Source organism: Winogradskya consettensis, from assembly GCF_018332715.1.
Classification (GTDB): Bacteria; Actinomycetota; Actinomycetes; order Mycobacteriales; family Micromonosporaceae; genus Actinoplanes; species Actinoplanes consettensis.
The window spans coordinates 64,784-81,470 of sequence record NZ_BOQP01000048.1; the positions used below are offsets into that span (position 1 = coordinate 64,784).

At 70.8% G+C, this 16,687-nt stretch carries 13 protein-coding genes and 1 pseudogene; 7 read left to right on the forward strand and 7 right to left on the reverse strand.

Translation table 11 applies throughout. The annotated features are described in order from the left end of the window. Positions 1-585 carry a CPCC family cysteine-rich protein gene (locus Aco04nite_RS38675; RefSeq protein WP_213002193.1) on the reverse strand — a complete coding sequence of 195 codons (585 nt, stop codon included), beginning with the start codon at positions 583-585 and terminating at the stop codon, positions 1-3. A gap of 100 nt (positions 586-685) precedes the next feature. On the opposite strand from Aco04nite_RS38675, the gene Aco04nite_RS38680 reads away from it, so the two are divergent. Further along, positions 686-1,345 (forward strand): DUF4232 domain-containing protein, encoded by a 660-nt coding sequence (locus tag Aco04nite_RS38680; RefSeq protein ID WP_213002194.1) that lies wholly within the window; start codon positions 686-688, stop codon positions 1,343-1,345. Positions 1,346-1,684: 339 nt separating this feature from the next. On the opposite strand, the gene Aco04nite_RS38685 is transcribed toward Aco04nite_RS38680, so the two are convergent. Then, the gene (locus Aco04nite_RS38685) at positions 1,685-2,947 is read right to left on the reverse strand and encodes an MFS transporter (protein ID WP_213002195.1); all 1,263 of its coding nucleotides are present in this window, start codon (positions 2,945-2,947) and stop codon (positions 1,685-1,687) included. Positions 2,948-3,002: 55 nt separating this feature from the next. On the opposite strand from Aco04nite_RS38685, the gene Aco04nite_RS38690 reads away from it, so the two are divergent. Further along, entirely contained in the window at positions 3,003-3,956 is a 954-nt protein-coding gene (locus tag Aco04nite_RS38690) for an ArsR/SmtB family transcription factor (RefSeq protein ID WP_213002196.1), read from the forward strand. 31 nt (positions 3,957-3,987) lie between these two features. Beyond that, the gene (locus Aco04nite_RS38695; protein ID WP_213002197.1) at positions 3,988-4,785 is read left to right on the forward strand and encodes an SDR family oxidoreductase; all 798 of its coding nucleotides are present in this window, start codon (positions 3,988-3,990) and stop codon (positions 4,783-4,785) included. Between the two features lie 6 nt (positions 4,786-4,791). Here Aco04nite_RS38695 and Aco04nite_RS38700 read toward each other — a convergent pair whose 3' ends face one another. The 5 genes and pseudogenes from Aco04nite_RS38700 to pepN form a co-directional block, all read right to left on the reverse strand. Further along, complete coding sequence (locus Aco04nite_RS38700) at positions 4,792-7,710, reverse strand: fibronectin type III domain-containing protein (protein WP_213002198.1); 2,919 nt, start codon at positions 7,708-7,710, stop codon at positions 4,792-4,794. 168 nt (positions 7,711-7,878) lie between these two features. Further along, entirely contained in the window at positions 7,879-8,481 is a 603-nt protein-coding gene (locus Aco04nite_RS38705) for a hypothetical protein (RefSeq protein WP_213002199.1), read from the reverse strand. A 302-nt stretch (positions 8,482-8,783) separates the two neighbouring features. Further along, positions 8,784-9,662 (reverse strand): annotated as a pseudogene (locus tag Aco04nite_RS38710) (ATP-binding cassette domain-containing protein); the annotation flags it as partial. A gap of 34 nt (positions 9,663-9,696) precedes the next feature. Beyond that, a complete protein-coding gene (locus tag Aco04nite_RS38715; RefSeq protein ID WP_213002201.1) occupies positions 9,697-10,731 on the reverse strand; it encodes an FAD-dependent oxidoreductase in 1,035 nt (344 codons plus the stop codon). A gap of 9 nt (positions 10,732-10,740) precedes the next feature. Continuing rightward, positions 10,741-13,185 carry an aminopeptidase N gene (gene pepN / locus Aco04nite_RS38720; protein ID WP_213002202.1) on the reverse strand — a complete coding sequence of 815 codons (2,445 nt, stop codon included), beginning with the start codon at positions 13,183-13,185 and terminating at the stop codon, positions 10,741-10,743. A 250-nt stretch (positions 13,186-13,435) separates the two neighbouring features. Between pepN and Aco04nite_RS38725 the strand changes: the two genes are divergently transcribed. From Aco04nite_RS38725 to Aco04nite_RS38740, 4 genes are read left to right on the forward strand one after another with little or no spacing between them, the layout of a single operon-like run. Beyond that, a complete protein-coding gene (locus tag Aco04nite_RS38725; RefSeq protein WP_213002211.1) occupies positions 13,436-14,611 on the forward strand; it encodes a metal-dependent hydrolase family protein in 1,176 nt (391 codons plus the stop codon). Positions 14,612-14,628: 17 nt separating this feature from the next. Further along, positions 14,629-14,967 (forward strand): NIPSNAP family protein, encoded by a 339-nt coding sequence (locus Aco04nite_RS38730; protein ID WP_213002203.1) that lies wholly within the window; start codon positions 14,629-14,631, stop codon positions 14,965-14,967. A gap of 18 nt (positions 14,968-14,985) precedes the next feature. Beyond that, a complete protein-coding gene (locus Aco04nite_RS38735) occupies positions 14,986-15,363 on the forward strand; it encodes an MmcQ/YjbR family DNA-binding protein (protein WP_213002204.1) in 378 nt (125 codons plus the stop codon). Beyond that, on the forward strand, positions 15,360-16,010 hold the full coding sequence (locus tag Aco04nite_RS38740) for a pyridoxamine 5'-phosphate oxidase family protein (protein WP_213002205.1): 651 nt from the start codon (positions 15,360-15,362) through the stop codon (positions 16,008-16,010). The genes Aco04nite_RS38735 and Aco04nite_RS38740 overlap by 4 nt, the downstream gene beginning before the upstream one ends. Positions 16,011-16,687 lie beyond the last annotated feature (677 nt).

The following is a 16,687-nucleotide window of genomic DNA, read 5'->3' on the forward strand; positions in this document are numbered from 1 at the left end:
TCAGGGACGCCGCCGGGCGTATTCGGCCCGCGCGGCGTCCAGGCTCAGGCTGCCGTTCGGGCCACCCATGACGACGGCACTGTTGTGGTCGTCCTGCCCGTCGTCCTCCCACCAGCACTCCCGGCAGATCTGGAACTGACCGCGTTCCGCCAGCGTCGCGTGGCCGCAGCAAGGGCAGGCGTAACGGTCGGCATCCGGGTCCGGAACCGGCTCCGGCCCGATCCGCCACTGCCATGGGCCACCCTCGCCGATCCTGCCGGTGAACCGCAACAGGATGCTCGTGGGGTGCTTCCGCGGCACCAGGGTCTCGGGGGCGAGGCGCAGCAGGACCAGACGGCTGATCCAGGCGGGCGGGCGCCAGCCCACCCCCAGACCCTGAGTGATGTCGTACGTATGGAGCAGCATCTCCGCCACGGCAAGCTCGGCGACCTCGGGGGTCTCGGCCAGCACCTCACCGAGATGGGTCAGTGTCTCCCGGCACGTCCAGTCGAGGGTGCCGGCCGGGGCGGACCAGTCACGATCGGCCAGCGGTTCGAGCGCCCCGATCGTCATCCGGGCGGCGCGCTGCAGGTCGTCGGCTTTCACATCGGGAATTGTGGCACCTGGCACAAATAGGGGAGAACAACGATCCGCGGCCTTCCTAGCGTGGGAACAGTACGAGTTGATCAACGCTGAGGAGACCACGATGCGCAACGTCAAGCGCGCGATGCTGCTGGTGACCGGCGCCGCGGGGCTGGTCCTGTCCGCCGCCTGCGCGAGCACGACTCCGACGGCAGCACCGGCCGCGGCGCCCACCACCGCGCCCCCGGCCGCCGAAGGCACCGGGAGCGGTGGGAGCACCGGAAGCACGGGAAGCACCGGAAGCACGCCCACCGCCACGAACAAGACCGGCAATGCGAGCGGTGGCGGCACCACGCGATGTCACACCGGGGATCTGAAGGTCAGTGACAAAGGCGACAAGGGCGGCGGCTCGGCCGGGCACCACAGTGAGTTCCTGGTCTTCGAGAACACGTCGGGCAGCACGTGCACGCTGGAGGGCTACCCGGGCGTCTCGTTCGTCACCGGCGACTCGGGCGAGCAGGTCGGCAAGGCGTTCAACCGCGCACCCGCCGACTCGCCCTCGATCACGTTGAAGGCCGGTGCCAGCGCGCACGCCACCATCGAGATCGCCAACCCCGAGGCCGCCGCGCCCGAGGACTGCAAGGTCAAGGATGTGCGCGGTTACCGCGTCTACCCGCCGGACGAGACCGCGTCGATCTTCGTCAGCCACCCGCAGACGGCCTGCTCCGCCGGGGACTACGCGATCGGCACGGTCAAGGCCCTCGCCACGGGAACAACCGACTAGTAGCGTCCCGAGTCTTTGATTCGTTTGAAGTGGGTGGCGAGGGGGCTTGGCGCTAGCCATAGGCACGAAGTTGCATCGAAACCCGCGATGCCGCAACCTTCTGCGGCGTCAAGTGTCAAGCGCGGGCCAATCATGTCTGACGACGAAACATATGTTCTGCTGTCAGACACGATTGCCCGGACTTGATGAGTAGCACCGCACAAAGTTGTCGCCTCCAGGCGCACAGCGCAACAACTCACCGCGCAGCCGGGCAGCCGTTAGTGTGTCAATGCGGAGTGTCACGTCCAGGCCGGTCGAGGACTGTGTTGCCGTCCATGGTGGAACGCCAAGAAATTTCTGTCACCCTCGCCACCTGACCGCAGAGGAAGCCTTGGAAACCGCGGCGCGGCGGGCGATGGCGGCGAGGCCGGTTGCGGAGGCGAGGAACATTGCCGCGAGGATCAGCCAGCCGGGCGTGCCGAGGTCGATGGCGGTCAGGGTGACGACCGCCGGGGCGACCATCGCGCCGAGGGCGTACCCGGTGCCGTAGATGCCCTGGTAGGCGCCGATGCGGTCCGGCGGGGCGAGTTCGAAGCTGAGGTTCCAGCCGGCCGCGCTCGACAGGATCTCCGCGAAGGCCTGCAGGACCGCCGCGGCGAGCAGGGCCACGGTCGCGAGCAGGGGTGAACCCCAGCCCGCGGCGGCGAAGACCACGCACGCGGCGGCCATCAGCCACCCGGCGCGGGACATCGCCCGTCCCGCGCCGCGCAGGTCGCCGGTTCCGCGGCTCAGGCGCACCTGCAGGGCGATGACGAGACCGGTGTTGACGAGCAGCAGCGCCGAGACGAGCACGTCCGGGGCGCGCGTGTGACCGACGACCCACAGCGGGACGCCCACCTCGGCCAGGCCGAACTGGATCCCGAAGACGCCGCTCAGCGCCGTGACGCCGAGGAAGCGCAGGTCCCGGTACGGCGACGGCCCCGGTGGGGGCGGCGAGGCAGCCGTACGGGCCCGGGCGTCGACTCGCGCCGCCGGCAGCCCGAGGAGCAGGACCGACGACACGAGGTAGAACGCGCCGCCCGCCGCCAGCGTGATCCGGTACGCGGTGCCCGTACCGATGGCCAGCGGGATGGCCGCGACAGCCGTGCCCGCGGAGATCCCGATGTTCGTCACCGTCCGCATGGTCGCCCGGATCCGCACCCGTTCCTCGCCGGGGAAGGCGCGGCCCACCGCCGCGGACCGCACCGAGGAGCCACCCTGCTGGACCAGCGTCACGATCGAGGCCACCACCACGAGCGACACCACATCGTGGACCACGACGTACGCGGCGACCGCGAGCCCCTGCACGACGTGCAGCACCACGAGCATCATCCGGGAGCTCCAGCGGTCGGCGAGGTGCCCGAACGCGAGGGAGCTGACGACACCGACGCCGCCGGCGATCGTCAGCCCGAGACCGACCGCCACGGCGGGAACGCCCACGATCGTGGTGAGGTACAGCGAGGTCAGGGTGAAGAACGCCCCGCGCCCGACGGTGTCGACGAGGGTGACGGTGAGCAGGCGCCGCAGAACGGCATCGTCGCGGAGGAGAACGCGGAGCGGGACGGGGGCTTCGGCAACAGGCACCCGTCGGTTATGCCAACATACGGTGCCACGGCCAACAGATTTAGGATATGGCTTCATGATTCGGTACGAGCTGGAGTCCGCGGACGTCTCCGCCGTCCGCTTCGGCATCTCGCCGCTGGGCGAGGTCAGCCTCGGGCTCCGCGCGCTGCGTGTCCCGGACGCGTTCCCCCTGCAGCGCCCCTGGCTCGACCGCATCGCCCCGGTGCGGCCGCTGCTCGACACCGAGGTGCTGCTCGGGCTCGTCAACGACCGGCGCTGGGTCGCCGACTTCACCAACCCGCGGCCCGGGTCACCGCTCACCGACTTCGGCCAGGAGATCGCCGAACTCGCCCGGATCACCCCGGAACGGCTCCGCGGCGATCTCGTGCACGTCCACGGCGAAGTCCCCCCGGTGTTCGACGGGCCGCACGGCGAGGTGGTCGCCCGCCTGGTCGCGGCGCTGACCCAGGCGTGGGAGCTGTGCTTCGTGCCGTACTGGAAACGCATGCGGGCTGTGCTGGAGGCCGACATCACCTACCGGGGACGGGTCGCGGCGCAGGCCGGGATCGGCACGATGCTGGGTGGCCTCTCCAGCTCGATCAGCTTCGACGGCCGCAACATCGACATCCGGCTGGCGAGCCCGATCGCGCGGGTCCGCCCGATCCGCGGCGAGGGCGTGACTCTCGTACCGTCCATGTTCGTCGGGCGGTCCTCCACCCCGGCGGACGAGAATCTCCCCCCGGTGATCGTCTACCCGGCGCGCGGGCAGGGCGCGATGTGGTCCACGGCGGACCGGCCCGACACCGGCGCCATCCGCGACCTGCTGGGCAGCACCCGCGCGACCCTGCTCGCGGCGCTGGGCGAGCCCGCCTCCTCGACCGACCTGGCGCTCCGGCTCGGCGTCACCCCGTCCGCCGTCAACCAGCACCTGCGGGTCCTCCAACGCGGAGGGCTGCTCAACAGCGCCCGGTACGGACGGAGCATCCTGTACTACCGCAGTGATCTCGGCGAATCCCTTGCCGGGAACTGAGCCCTCCCGGGCAGAGCAGAGAGCAGGTCCGATGACACGTACGGCGCTGGTGACGGGTGCTTCGTCCGGTATCGGGAAGGCGACCGCGGCCGCCCTGATGGAACGCGGTTACCGGGTCATCGGGACGAGCAGGTCACCCGGGCGGATCACGGACCCGGTCGCGGGGGTCGACTACGTCGCGCTCGATCTCGCGGACCCGGCTTCGGTCGAGGGGATGGCGGCGCAACTGGGCGCGGTCGACGTACTGATCAACAACGCCGGCGAGAGCCAGAGCGGACCGCTGGAGGAACTCCCGGCGGAGGCGGTGGAAAGGCTCTTCCGCGTCAACGTCTTCGGGGCGCTGCGGCTCACCCAGCTCGCCCTGCCCGGCATGCGGGAGCGCGGCTACGGCCGGGTGATCATGGTCGGGTCGATGCTGGCGTCGTTCCCGCTCGCCTACCGGTCGTCCTACGTGGCCTCGAAGGCGGCGCTGAAGGGTTTCGCCGACGCCGGCCGCCAGGAGCTCTCGCCGTTCGGGGTCTGGCTGACCACTGTCGAGCCGGGCTCCATCGCCACCGGCATCAGTGACCGCCGCACCAAGTACGTCGCCGCGGACTCCCCGCACCAGGACGACTTCGAGACGATGCTGGCCGCCCTCGACCGCAACGAACGCGCGGGCATCACCGCCGGACGCGTCGCCGCCACCATCGTCAAGGCGGTCGAGGCGAACCCGCCGAAGCCGCTCTATGCGGTGGGCAGCAACGCTCCGCTGGTCTTCGGCCTGCGCCGTATCGTCCCCGCCACCCTGGTCGAGAAGCTGACCCACCGCCGGCACAACCTCAAGCGCTGACCGCGATCATTCCGGCTTCTTGACGGACTTCTTGCGGCGGTGGCGCCAGAAGGCGACTCCCCCGCCGATGAGCAGCAGCAGGACGCCCCAGACCTGGGCGGTCTGAACGGGATCCTCGTCGGGTTCCAGGAAGGCGTCCTCGAACAGGTCTTGAATGCTGCCCTCGTCTTCCTCCTCCTCGTCCTCGCCGTTCTTGGTCCTGGTCGTGTCCACCGAGACCGGCATGGCGGGTTCGGCGAGGCCCAGTTGCGGGGTCACCACGGCCGTCGCGGCCGACTTTGCCGAGAGGCCGGCCTTGTTCTCGGCGAGGACCGTGAACGTGTACTTGGTGCCGTTGTGCAGGCCGGTGACCGTTGCCTCCAGGCGGTCGGTGGCGAGGGTGTGCGCGGCGATGTCCGGGGACGGGCCGACGATCGAGTAGCCGAGGACGGGGGAACCGCCGTCGCTGACCGGGGCGGTCCAGGCCACCTTCGCGTAGCCGTCGCCGGCCGCGGCGATCACGAAGCGGGGCGGGGCCGGGGCCGTGATCGGGTCGCGGGGGATCACCGGGCGGGTCTCGTCGCTCTGGGCCGACCTGCCGATCCGGTTGAGGGCGAAGACGGTGAAGCGGTACGACGTACCCGCGGTGAGCTCGCTGAACGTGGCCTTGCGGTTCCCCGCCGGGATCGTCTGCGTCAGCCCCGACGGCTGCATCGTCACGATGTAACCGGTGATCGGGGAACCGCCGTCGGTGCTCGGCGCCGCCCACGTGACGTCGGCGGAGCGCGATCCCGCGAGGGCGACCGGCAGCCGCGGGTTGCCGGGGACCGTTTTGTCCACCGGAACGCCCGGGGTTGCCGGAGAGGACGCGGGCGAGGTCACCGCGGCGATGGTGATGGCGCTGCTGACCGCGCTCGCCGCGGAGCTGCCGGCGGAGTTCTTCGCGGTGACCGTGAACGTGTACGAGGTGCCGGCCTTGAGCCCGTCCACCCGCCCCGAGCGCAGCGCGCCGTCCACCGTCGCGAGGTGCGACCCCGGCTCCGAGGCGATGGAGTACGACGTGACCGGGCTGCCGCCGTCCGAGGTGGGAGCGGTCCACGTCACGGTCGCCGCACCGTTGCCGGGCTGGGCGTTCACCTGCAGCGGCACCCCCGGCACCGTCACGGTGGCGACCGGTGCCTCCGCTGCCTTCGACGGTACGACCGCCGCGGACTCGTTCGTCGGCCCCGACTCGGCCACGTCGTTGATCGCCACGACCTGGAACGTGTAGCTGTCGCCGTTGACGAGGTCGCTGACCGTCGCGGTGGTGGCCGCGGCGCCAACAGACGCGACCAGGCCGCCCGGGTTCGCGTACACGTCATAGCCGGTCATCGGTGACCCGCCGTCCGTGGTCGGTGCCCGCCAGGTCACGGTCGCCGCGGCGTTGCCGGCCTCCACCTTGACCCCGCGCGGCGAACCCGGATGCGAGATCGGCGGCAGCGGATAGTCCGAGGCGAGCGCGGTCCAGCCGGCCGGGACCGTGCCGTCCGACGTGGCCGCGGCACCGGGGGCGTCGACCGCGCTGGACAGCACCGCGGGATTGCCCCAGCCGCCGGGGTTGTGCGCCTCCACGGTGACCCGGTGTGACCAGCCCGGGTTGCCGGACATGTCGTAGTCGATGGACGTGGCGGTCCCGTCGATCGTTCGCTGGGCGATCGGCACGACCTCGGTGGGGTGGCCGGGTTCGCTGCCGTAGACGCTGATCCTGTACTGGTCGACCGGCCCGGACGTGCCCGGCTTGGTCGGCGGGAGCCAGGCCGTCGTCAGGGTCGCGCCGCTGCCGGACGGGGTCACCACCGGCGGGTACGGGAGCGTCGACTTGTTACCCGGGATCGGCTGACCCTTCGGGGTGGGCCGCGGCGCGCTGGCGGGCACCGGAACGCGGGCGGTGCCCGGCTCGCGGTGACAGGTCTCCTTGCCCGCGTCGGTGTAGATGCCGCCGAGGGTGCGGTACTCCCACGCGTACCCCAGAGGATTGAGCTTCAGGAAGAGAACGCCGAACTCCTTGTCCGTGCCGGTCTCGAAACCCGCGTGCCGGACCGGGTCGATCGCGTAGAAACGGTGGTGGTTGATGCCGCCGGTCCCGACGATGAAGTTGCGGTAGCCGTTGTCGTTGTCGACGGTCGAATCCGGGGTGATCCGCGACCACCGCTGGTAGTTGTGGTCGTGCGCGTTCACGATGACGTCCACGCCGGCGTCGTAGAGCAGCCGGGCCATCGGTGGCATGTTCGGGTTGTTGCCGAACTGGCCGATGGAGATGATCGGATGATGCCAGTACGCCAGCTGGCACTGGTCCGGTGACTGGCCGGCGAGCTCGCCCTTGAGCCATTCGTACATCTCGCCGCCGGGCGAGCACGCCTTCGTCGAGCAGGCCGAGCTGAGCGCGTAGATCTTCCAACCGTCGACCTCGAAGCTGTAGTTGCTCTTGCGGTCGGGGTGCGCCTGCTCGCCCCAGTAGCGGTAGTAGTCGGGCGCGCCGGAGATCGAGTACTCGTGGCTGCCCGGCACGGGATGGATCTTGTCGCGCAGCCGCCCCCACGTCGGGTCGAAGGACACCTGCAGGTCCTCCCACGCGCCGTGCTCGTACTGCAGGTCCCCCACGGCGAGGACGGTGGCGACGGCGTCACCGGCCCTCAGGATCATGTCCGAGGTACGCCCCATCGCGCACCCGACCGCCGTACCCTTCCCGCCGTTGAACGCGGTGGTGGTGTGCCCGCACGCGATGTTGCCGGAAGCGGCGATCAGGGTGCCCGGCTCCGCGCTCAGCGGCACCGCGTCATAGGTCCTGGCGGCGTGGGTCCTGGTGGCGGCCGACGCGTCCGTGGCCAGCTCCGCAAGCACCGCCAGCAGGCCCAGCAGCACCAACCCGCCGAGGCCCGCAAGGAAACGTCGCGCGAGCCTCGCCATCGCAGGGCATCCTTCCGCGTCTCGGAGACAGAACTGCCTCCGATTTTGCGCGTTTTGGCCCTTTTTCGTGCGTGGTTCGGCGTTTTCGAGCCCTCAGCCGACGTTCACCTCGGGACGATCAGTCGACGTTCACCTCGGGACGATCAGTCGACGTTCACGTCGCGGCGGTCAGTCGACGTTCACGTCACGGCGTACCGAGAAGCCCGCGGCGACGACCGCGGCGAGGGCCCAGCCCAGGAACTGCAGCAGCGCCCGGCCGTTGCCACCGGCGGCGTCGAGGTACGCTGAGAACGGCAGCGGCTGCTCCATCCGGAAGTACATGGCCTCGATGAAGATGACCCACACCGCGAACCCGACCACCAGCGGCGTGGCCCGGCGCACGACGGTCGCCATCGCCGCACCGAGCAGCCCCATGATCGGGACGACCGTCAGGGTACGCAGAAAGACGTCGACGTCGCCGCTGAAGAGCACAACGACCCCGCTGACCGCGGCGAACCCGAGGGACACGATCACGGTGGTCAGCAGCTGGGCGAGCAGCACCTGGAGCCGCTTGGGCCGGGCCAGGTAGAGCAGCACGGCCGTACGGTGCTGATAGTGCTGCGTGATGCCGGTGACCCCGAAGCCGAACGCGCTCACGCCCGCCAGCAGCGCCCACATGTCGGCGCTCATCACGCTGAAGATGATGCCGAATGCCGCGAAGACCGCGATCGAGAACGCGCTGGACCGGATCGTCGACAGCCGGTACAGCTCACTGCGCACCACGGCGATCATCGGTCGCCCTCCTGAGTCGTCGTCATCGTCGCAGCGCTCTCCGGCACGGCGGCGCTCTCGGAGAATGCGTCAGTCCCCGGGGATGCGGCGCGCTCGGGCGATGCGGCGGCTTCGGAGAGGAGCGGGCCTTCGGAAGAGGGCGGGCCTTCGGAAGAGGGCGGGGCTTCGGAAGAGGGCTGGGCTTCGGAAGGGATCGGGGTTTCGGAGGGGATCGGGATGAGGTGCGCGGGTGCGGGGAAGAGCTCGGCGGCCGGTGGCGAGCCGGGGTCAGGGGCGGGGGCGGTGACCGGGGTGGGCGCGGGCGCGTCGCCGGCGACGAGGTTGAGGAAGATCTGTTCGAGGTTCGGGGCGTCGGAGGCCAGCTCGTAGAGCGGCACACCGGCCTCGAACGCGATGTCGCCCGCGTCCTCCGGGGTCAGACCGATGACCTCCAGGGCGTACCCGTCGGTGTCGACCGTGGCCCCGGCCTCCTCGAACGCGCGCCACAGCCGTTGCGGATCCCGGCCGCGGATCCGCAGCCGCGCGGAGGCCGAACCGTACAGCTCGGACAGCGGCGCCGCATACCGCACGGTGCCCTCGGCGATGATGACGACGTCATCGATGAGCTGGGCCAGCTCCGCCAGCAGATGGCTGGAGATCAGCACGGTGCCACCGGAGCGGGCGTGATCGCGCAGCAGTTCCCGCAGCCAGGCGATGCCCTCCGGGTCGAGCCCGTTCGCCGGCTCGTCGAGGATCAGCACCTGCGGGTCACCCAGCAGCGCCGTCGCCACCGACAGCCGCTGCCGCATGCCGAGCGAATAGTCGCCGCAGCGCTGCTCCGCGGCGCCGGCCAGGCCCACCTGCTCCAGCAGCACCTCCACCCGGGCGCGGTCGACGCCGATGAGCAGCGCCTGCGTCGTGAGGTGGGCGCGGCCGCTCTGTCCCGGGTGGCTGATGCCCTGCTCCAGCACGGCACCGACCTGCCTGGCCGGGTCGGTCAGGTCCTGGAACCGCACCTTGTTGATCAGTGCCCGGCCGGACGTCGGACGGCTCAGGCCGAGCAACATCCGCAACGTGGTGGTCTTCCCGGAGCCGTTGAGCCCCAGGAATCCCGTCACCCGCCCGGGCACCGCGGAGAACGTCACCCCGTCGACGGCACGGACCCGCCCGTAGGCCTTCGTCAGTTCGATTAGCTCGATCATCGCGCGCCATACTGGCAGGCAGCAGCAACCGGGTCTAGTCCCCGACCGCGTCCAGGAGCGCCGCTGCCGCGCGGCGACTGGCTGCCAGGACGGCTTTCGCCGCACCCCCGCTGCCGCCGGTGAACGTGAACAGGCCCTGGCCGGCCGCGCGCAGGAGCAGCCCCGCCGGCTCGGTGTAGCAGTCGGCCGCCGCGACGGAACGCACCGGCGTCACCGCCTCGCCGAAGCGTTGCCGGACCGTCTCCCGCAGCACGGCGATCACGGTGGTGTCGACGCCGACGCGGTCCGGGTCGACGTCCCAGCCGGTGGTGGGCACGCCGAGCAGCATGATCTCCGGGGACAGCGGCCGGCCGTAGAGCCCGCTCGTCTCGTCGACGAACGACCCGATCCGCGGCAGCCCGGACAGACAGATCGTGTACTGGATCCGCCTGGTCCGCAACGCCCCCTCACCCGAGCCGTTCGGGCCGCCCGAGCCGTTCAGCAGGCGCGGTGTCCAGGCGCCGGCGGCGAGGACGACGGCGTCGTACCGGAGGTGCCGGCCGTCGGCGAGCGTGAGTGCGGCATCGGGCCCGACCGCCGTGACCGGTGTCCGCAGGACCGGGGTGGTGAGCCGGGCGAGCACCCCGTCCCGCAGCCGGGCCGGGGACAGATAACCGGCCCGGCTCTCCTGCACGCCGACCGTCCCCGGCGGCAGCCCCCGCAACCCGAGCCGGTGCAGTGCGAACCGGTCGAGAACCGTCGCCGAGCCGGGCAGCCGGTCGTCGACCACCTTGAGCGGGTCGGCGATCTCCGCGCCCGGTTCGAGGACGTACACCGAGCCGATCTCCGTGTACCCGGCGGTCTCCCGCAGGGCCGGGTCCGCGTACAACTCGGCGAGGCTCTCGGCGGCGACCTCCGCGCTGAGGCCGTCGGGTTCGAAGCCCCGGACCAGGCCGCCCGACGCCGCGGTGGCGTCCCCGCCCGCGGACGGCAGCGTGTGCACGGTGACGGTCAGGCCGGGGCTGAGCTGGTGCAGCCGCCAGGCCAGCAGCGTGCCGGCGAGCCCGGCACCCACGATGGCGATGCGCATGCGGGCCCCCTAGCCGAGCTGCCGGGCGCGAACCACCCGGCGCAGGTCGTCGGTGTGGTCGGCGACAGCGCGGCGCAGCGGGGGTGGCAGTTCCGACCCGCCGAGCAGGTGCTGGGCCAGCAGCAACGTCCGCGGCTGCGCGGCGTACCGCGGGTAGAGGAAGCGCAGGAGCAGCTCGGTGACGAGGTCGCCACGCCGGGCCGCGGCCGCCGGGATCTCGGCGAAGAAGCGGTCGACGTACCCATCGGTCAGGTCGTTCTGTTCGGGCTGCCAGAAGCCCTCGGCGAGCGCCCACAGCTGATAGCTGGAGATCTCCGGGTCGGTCATGATCGTGCGCCAGACCTCCGCCTTGGTCACCGGGTCGGGACGCGCGGCACGGCATTTCGCGGCCCACTGGTCGGCGTCGAGCCCCGGGTTCACCAGCACCGCATCGGCGATCTCCGCCGCGGAGAGCCCGCCCAGCACGGCCAGCCGGTACCGCAGCCGCCAGCCGAGGTCGTCGTCGAGGCCGACAGCGCCCGGCAGTTTGTCGCCGTCGAGCCAGCCGCGCAGGGTGGCGGTGTCCTGTTCGGCGTCGATCCGGGCGCGCACCAGCGAGATCGCCGTTCCGGCCGACGCGAGCCGCTCGTCCAGCGCGGCGGCGAGCCCGGCCATGGCGGCCGGGCGGCGCGACGGGGTGAGGAAGCGGTCGAGCACGTCGTTGCGGGTCTGTTCGAGGACCTCGGCGAGGATGGTGGGTTCCGGTTCGGCCCGGACCAGGTCGCCCACCATGGACAGGTACGCCGGCGCTGGGAACTCGCCGTCCTGCACGGCCAGCAGGACGGCGCACCAGATCATGGCCCGGTTCTGCGCGGACAGCCGCGGCAGCCAGGACGGCAGGGCCGCCCGCGAGCGGGGATCAAACCGGATCTTGGCGTAGGTGTGGTCGCCGTCGTTGACCACCAGCAGGTCGGGGGCCGGGGCTCCCACCAGACCGGTCATCTCGGTACGCCCACCGCGTACGGTCATCCGCTCGACCTTGATCGTGTCCCCGTACAGGCCGACGTTGAGGGTGTGGGTGCGCGATGGTTCGCTCTGCCGGACGGCGGCTGACACGATCCGGCCGCCGGCGATCTCCAGCTCGGGTTCCAGGGTGTTGACACCGGCCCGGCCGAACCATTCGCGGCCCCAGCCGGACAGGTCCTCGCCGATCGCCTCGGCCAGGGCTTCGAGGAAGTCGTCGTAGGTCGCGGTGCCGTACCGGTGACGGGTGAAGTAGATCCGCAGGCCCTCGCGCAGGCCGTCCTCGCCGACCCGGGCGACGAGCTGCCGCAGCACCGAGTGGCCCTTGAAATACGTGATCCGGTCCATCTCCAGCAACACCGACTGCACGTCGTCACCCTCGACGCCGACCGGGTGCGTGGACGGGCGCTGATCCGCGACGTACGCCTGGGCCTTGCGCCGCACCGAGAACGTGACCGGCGGTCCGCTGAACCGGGTGACCTTCGCGGTGACCCGGTGCGCCATGTAGTCGGCGAACGCCTGACTCAGCCAGAACTCGTCCCACCACCGGTGGGTCACGAGGGCGGCCAGCCACATCAGCGAGATGCCGTGCGCGAGGACGACCGCACGGGTCTCGCGTTCGCTCTCGGTGGCCGGGTCGAGGTAGAGCTCGCGGAGCAGGACGCAGCCGGGGTGGTCGAGGGAGAGGACGCTGAACTCGGGGACGAAGACCTGGTGGAACGCGTCGAACGGGTAGCGGGCCCCGAACGTGTCCCGGTACTCGTCGAGGCAGCGGGCCGTGACGTCGAAGATCTCCGTGGTGTGCGGCGCGAGCTTCCCGGCGAGCGAGGCCCGGCAGTGCACGCCGAGCGGGATGCCGTCATGCTCGGTCGTGAACGAGCGGTACGGCCCGGCCACGATCGTCGTCAGATACGTGGCCTGGGGCGCGGACTCAGCGAGCCGCCACCGCCCGGGTGCGATTTGGGTGGCGGGGCTGGTGCCGAGCACCGTCCAGTCCGCCGGGGTGGTGACCGTGAACCGGTAGGGCGCCTTGAGGTCGGGCTGGTCGAAGCAGGCGAAGACGCGGGGCGCGTGGTCGGCGTACACAAAGGCATAGAGGTAGGTGAGCCCGTCCGCGGGGTCCGTGTAGCGGTGCAGCCCCTCCCCCTCCCGGGAGTACCGCATGTCGGCGACCACTTCGAGCCGGTTGTCGGCCGCGAGCCCCGTCAGCGGGAGCCGGCCGTCCGCCCAGCCGGTGTGGTCGAGCTCGCGGCCGTTGAGCCGCACGCTGTGCAGGTCCCGCGCCTTGACGTCGAGGAAGGTTCGCGATCCCGGCTCGGCCGCCGCGAAGTGCACGGTGGTGACCGACCGGTAGACCTCACCGTCCCCGCTCAGGTCCAGGTCGACGTCGTACGAGTGAACGGTGAGCAGTGAACTGCGCCGCTGCGCCTCGGCTCGGGTCAGGCTGGGCATGGATCCTCCACGTTGGTTTTCCGCCGGGGCTGATTCAGTTCGGCGACCGCCAGCAAATCGGGGCCGGGAAGCGCGCGGCAAGGGCAGTAATTGCCGGGGAGCGCAATTGAAGAACTGCGCTTACGCCGATCGCTGACATCTGTCCGGATAGGCGTGCGGGACGGCGAAACAGCGGCGGAATTCTGCGACGGTGGCCGCCATGATTGAACGCATCGAAGCGGACCAGTTGATTCCCGGCCGGGGCACGCCCATCGAGAACGGTGTCGTCGTGCTCGACGGCGGCAGCATCTCGTACGCGGGCCCGGCCGCCGGCGCCCCGGACACCCCCGAGGCCACCGTCTCGCACGCCCAGACCGTGATGCCGGGCCTGTGGGACGCCCACGTGCACTTCATGGGCTTGCGTACGGCCGACACGTCCCTGCTCCCGGTCGAGACGATCGCCGTCCGCGCCGCCCGCGGCGTCTCCGATCTGCGGGCAGCGCTCGACGCCGGCTTCACGTCGGTACGCGAGGTAGGCGGGCTCGGCGTCGACCTGGCCAAGGCGGTCGAGGAGGGCACCGTCGAGGGCCCGAACGTCTACGCGGCCGGTTCGGCGATCTCGACCACCGGTGGCCACGGTGACCTGCACGGCTACCCGATCGGCTGGGTCCGGGAGTTCGGCCAGCACGGCGGGGAGCTGCGGATCGCCGACGGGCCCGCCGAGTGCGCCCGGGCGGTCCGGGAGCAGCTGCGCCGCAACGCCCGGGTCATCAAGATCTACGCGTCGGGCGGGGTGCTGTCCGAGGTGGACCACCCGATCCACCAGCAGTTCACGGTCGCCGAGATGCGGGCCATGGTGGAGGTCGCCGGGATGGCCGAGCGTGCCGTCGCCGCGCACTGCCACGGCAAGCCGGGAATGATGGCCGCGCTGGAGGCAGGCGTCCTCACGATCGAGCACGGCACGTTCATGGACGAGGAGACCGCCGCCGCGATGCGCGAGACCGGCGCCATCCTGGTCACCACCCGGACGATCTTCCAGGAGCTGATCGACGCCCGCATCCTGCCCGGCTACGCCCAGGCCAAACTCGAGGCCATCGTCGACCAGCACGCGCAGGGCATCCTGCTCGCCCAGCAGAAGGGCGTCACGATCGCCGCCGGCACCGACGTCGCGATGACCGGCGCCGAGCTGCCCGACTCGTGGGGCCGCAACGGGCGCGAGGTGCCGCTGCTCGTGAGCATCGGCCTGACCCCGCTGCAGGCGATCGAGGCCGCCACCGCCACCGGCCCGGCAACACTCGGCCTCCAGGCACCGCAGTCCGGTCAGCTCCTCGCCGGCTACGACGCCGACGTCATCACCCTCGACGCCGACCCGGTCGCCGACCCCGACGTCATCGCGAAGCCCGACCACGTCACCGGCGTCTGGAAGGCCGGCCGCCGAGTCAAGTGAGCGCCCAGGAGGCCACGATGGAGAACGCCCTGCTCGAGATCCGCTTCTTCGACCTGCACCCCGGCACCCGCGACGAGTTCCACCGCATCAGCCACGAGGGCACGGTCCCGCTCATGCGCCGCTGCGGCATCACCGTCGTGGCGTACGGTCCGATGCTCAACGACGACAACGCCTGGTGCCTGGTCCGCGCGTTCCGGTCCGAACAGGACCGGGTCACCACGTCCGGCGCGATGTACGAGACAGCCGAGTGGCTCTCACAGTTCGACGCGGTGGTCCCCCCGATGATCGCGGGCTACCGCACGGCCGTCCTGAACGCACCGTCGGCGGCATCGTTAGAGTGGGTCCAGCTGGCGTAGACAGGGAGGTCCGGCGCTGTGGTGAGCATCCACGAGATCCGGGCCGCCGCCCTGGAGCTCCCCCGCACGGAGGAACACCTGATCCGCGACCGGGTGAAGTTCCGCGTCGGCAGGATCGTCTATGTGGCTCTTTCCCGGGACGAGACGACGATGGGCATCGCGTACCCGAAAGAGGAACGCGACCACCTCGTCACCGCCGACCCGCTGAAGTTCTTCCCACCGTCGAAGTCCGACGAGCGTTACAACTGGGTGCAGGCAAGGCTCGCGCAGCTCGACGACACCGAGCTGCGCGAGCTCGTCTTCGACGCCTGGTGCATGGCGGTCCCCAAACGCCTCGCCGCCGAGCACGCGCTGCGCATGGACCTGAACCCCAAGACCACCTGGAGACGGCCATGACCGCCTTGTCCTCAACCGAGCGCACCAAACTGCGACGCTCCAAGGACAAAGGCCGCGAGGACCGGTCCCATCTGTACGCCGTCCTCCGCGCCGCCTTCATCTGCCACCTCGGCATCATCGTCGACGGCACCCCCATGGTCGTCCCCACCGTCTACGGCTTCGACGACGACCACCTCTACCTGCACGGCTCAGTAGCCAGCCGCTCCCTGACCCAGCCCGCCACCACGGTCTGCGTCACCGTAACCGTGGTCGACGGCCTCGTCCTGGCCCGCTCCCTCTTCGAACACTCGATCAACTACCGCAGCGCCATGATCTACGGCGTCCCCCAGATCCTGGTCGACCCCTGGGACAAACTAGACGCCCTCCGCATCGTCACGGAGCACGTCACCCCCGGCCAGTGGAACTACGCCCGCCGCCCCAGCACCAAGGAACTGGCCGCAACCACAATGCTGGCCATCCCCCTCGCCGAAGCCTCGGTAAAAACGCGCAGCGGCCCACCCGACGACGCCGACTCCCCCGACGCCGCCCTGGGCCTGTGGGCAGGCGAGCTCCCCCTCCGCTCCGTCTGGCAGGACCCGGTGCCGGACCCCGCCCTCCCGGCCGGCATCGAGACGCCGTCACACATCGCACAGCGCGCCCGTCTCTGAGGCGTCCCCCGGCTGGTCCCGTCATCGCAGCCACGGCCGTGGAGCACTCGGCTCGGCTCCACCCAGGCCCCGCCCGATCGCGCTCGATTCAGAGCAGCAGGTCCTGGCGCCTGCTCCCGGCATCGTCACGATCGGTCACCATGTCCAGAATGTATATGTGATGTGCTCAGACGTGATTGCGCCACATTTGACAGCCGCTAGCGCCAAAAGTTGCGGCATTTAGAGCCTCGACGCAATTTCTGACGAACTTCACACCCCGGTAAACCGCCTACAGCTGATGCCGACGACGGAGACCACCCGCTGTCACCGAGCTGATCCGACAGCTCTCCCCGAACGGACCTACCCGGCCCCACACCACGACCCTTGACCCACATTCCTCGGTCCGTGACCCACAGCCCACGCCCCGCCCTCGCCCCGCCCTCGGCCAGCCCTCGGCTCGGCTCGGCTCGGCCCGGCTCGGCTCGGCTCGGCTCGGCTCGGCTCGGCTCGGCTCGGCTCGGCTCGGCTCGGCTCGGCTCGGCTCGGCTCGGCTCGGCTCGGCTCGGCTCGGCTCGGCTCGGCTCGGCTCGGCCTGCCGCCTTCGGCCGCCGGCCGAGATTTCACGTCACCGCCCACCGCGACAGAGCACCTTGGCTCGACCCACCCAACCCAGACCAGTTGTGCACAATTTAGTTGTG

What these genes read in the sequence shown, in the direction of transcription:
- Aco04nite_RS38680 (WP_213002194.1), top strand. Translation starts at nt 686, where the DNA reads ATGCGCAACGTCAAGCGCGCGATGCTGCTGGTGACCGGCGCCGCGGGG.
- Aco04nite_RS38690 (WP_213002196.1), top strand. Translation starts at nt 3,003, where the DNA reads ATGATTCGGTACGAGCTGGAGTCCGCGGACGTCTCCGCCGTCCGCTTC.
- Aco04nite_RS38695 (WP_213002197.1), top strand. Translation starts at nt 3,988, where the DNA reads ATGACACGTACGGCGCTGGTGACGGGTGCTTCGTCCGGTATCGGGAAG.
- Aco04nite_RS38700 (WP_213002198.1), bottom strand. Translation starts at nt 7,710, where the DNA reads ATGGCGAGGCTCGCGCGACGTTTCCTTGCGGGCCTCGGCGGGTTGGTG.
- Aco04nite_RS38705 (WP_213002199.1), bottom strand. Translation starts at nt 8,481, where the DNA reads ATGATCGCCGTGGTGCGCAGTGAGCTGTACCGGCTGTCGACGATCCGG.
- Aco04nite_RS38715 (WP_213002201.1), bottom strand. Translation starts at nt 10,731, where the DNA reads ATGCGCATCGCCATCGTGGGTGCCGGGCTCGCCGGCACGCTGCTGGCC.
- pepN (WP_213002202.1), bottom strand. Translation starts at nt 13,185, where the DNA reads ATGCCCAGCCTGACCCGAGCCGAGGCGCAGCGGCGCAGTTCACTGCTC.
- Aco04nite_RS38730 (WP_213002203.1), top strand. Translation starts at nt 14,629, where the DNA reads ATGGAGAACGCCCTGCTCGAGATCCGCTTCTTCGACCTGCACCCCGGC.
- Aco04nite_RS38740 (WP_213002205.1), top strand. Translation starts at nt 15,360, where the DNA reads ATGACCGCCTTGTCCTCAACCGAGCGCACCAAACTGCGACGCTCCAAG.